General features: G+C 42.5%; 2 protein-coding genes. Both read right to left on the bottom strand.

What is annotated here, in order from left to right; all coding sequences use genetic code 11:
* Window positions 1-105 precede the first annotated feature (105 nt).
* A complete protein-coding gene (rlmB, locus tag HT730_RS10330) occupies window positions 106-834 on the bottom strand; it encodes a 23S rRNA (guanosine(2251)-2'-O)-methyltransferase RlmB (RefSeq protein WP_000855742.1) in 729 nt (242 codons plus the stop codon).
* 44 nt (window positions 835-878) lie between these two features.
* Window positions 879-1,490 (bottom strand): peptide deformylase, encoded by a 612-nt coding sequence (gene def, locus HT730_RS10325; RefSeq protein WP_004260025.1) that lies wholly within the window; start codon window positions 1,488-1,490, stop codon window positions 879-881.
* Window positions 1,491-1,605 lie beyond the last annotated feature (115 nt).

Genomic DNA, 1,605 nt, shown 5'->3' with positions numbered 1-1,605 from the left:
AAAGCAGTGCTTTGAGCTGTCTACAGCTAGCTTCCTAGTTTGCTCTTTGATTTTCATTGAGTATAATCATAAAAAAGTTTCCAATCAGATGACTGGAAACTTTTTTTATAGTCTATTTCGAAAAACTTCGTACATGAGAATGGCTGCAGCAACACTGGCATTAAGGCTTTGAACATGTCCATTCATGGGAATGGTAATCATTTCATCGACCTGTTTTTTGATGTTGCTAGAGATACCTTTTCCTTCATTTCCAATGATGAGGGCGATTTTCCCTTTTGTATTCCACTTGTGGCAAGGAGTACCGTTCATATCCGTTCCAAAGGTCCAGAAGCCTTCATCCTTGAGTTTGTCTAGAGTTTGGCTCAGATTGGTCACTCGAGCGATTGGAACGTGCTCAATAGCACCTGTGGCTGTTTTAGCAACGACAGGAGTAACTCCGACAGCACGGTGCTTGGGAATGATGACTCCTGAAACATTGGTCGCATCAGCGGTTCTTAAGATGGAGCCTAAGTTGTGAGGATCAGTTAACCCGTCCAGAATTAATAGCAAAGGATTTTCTTCTTGGCGTGTTTTGGCAAGGATGTGATCCAGCTCGCTATAGGCAAATTCAGACACTCGTAGAACAAAACCTTGGTGGACAGCACCTTCAGTCATCTCAGAGAGGGATTTTTTTGAAGTCCAAGAAATGGACACCTTCTTTTCTGTAGCCAATTCTTTGACTTTCTCAACATTCTTACCTCGGAGATCTTCTTGGAGGTAAAGTTTGTTTCCTGTGTTTGCAAGGAGGGCTTCGGTAACGGCGTGGACGCCATAGACAATATCGTTTGTTTTCATGCCTCTATTATAACACAAAACCCCGTCTTGCAACGGGATTTTCTTTATTCTAGAATTAGTAAACCATCTTTAACTGCAAATGGGTCTTTTTCATTGATGCGATCGTAAAACATGATTCCGTTAATGTGGTCAATTTCATGCTGAACAACGATGGAGTTGTAGCCTTTGAGCTTGATACGGTGTTTTTCGCCATCCTTGTCAAAGTAGTCAACAGTAACGCGAGCATGGCGCACCACATAGCCAGGCACGTTGCGGTCAACAGAGAGGCAACCTTCTCCTTCACCAAGAGCAGCGTCTTGAACAGAGTGAGAGACGATTTTGGGATTGTACATAATGGCTTGCAAATCGTAGGCTTCCTCTGGAGTTTCACCTTCTTCAACAATATTAGGTACCAAAACAGCGATAATGCGTTTTGAGATATCTAACTGAGGAGCAGCCAGTCCAACCCCACCGCGTAGCCCCATCTTTTCAGCCATGACAGGATCTTGGGAATGTTTGAGGAATTGCATCATCTTTTCGCCTAGGATGATTTCCTGGTCAGATAGGGGGAAAGTGACTTCCTCAGCAACCGCGCGTAGAGTTGGATTCCCCTCGCGGATAATATCGTTCATATCAATTAAGTGAGCAGCTTTTGTAATACGTTCTATAGCAGACATTTTCTCTCCTTTCATTACCTCTACATGATAACACAAAATGACAAGGATTGAAAGTATTACAGCCTTTAGGATTTATAGAAAATAGATAGGAAGTTCAATTCATACTCAATGAAAA

The sequence above is a fragment of the Streptococcus sp. k-628 genome (genome assembly GCF_013277475.1).
Classification (GTDB): Bacteria; Bacillota; Bacilli; order Lactobacillales; family Streptococcaceae; genus Streptococcus.
This window is presented reverse-complemented; position numbering and strand designations above follow the sequence as displayed.

Bases quoted from the DNA above. Each gene is read 5' to 3' on its own strand.
- rlmB (WP_000855742.1), bottom strand. From the start codon at position 834: ATGAAAACAAACGATATTGTCTATGGCGTCCACGCCGTTACCGAAGCC.
- def (WP_004260025.1), bottom strand. From the start codon at position 1,490: ATGTCTGCTATAGAACGTATTACAAAAGCTGCTCACTTAATTGATATG.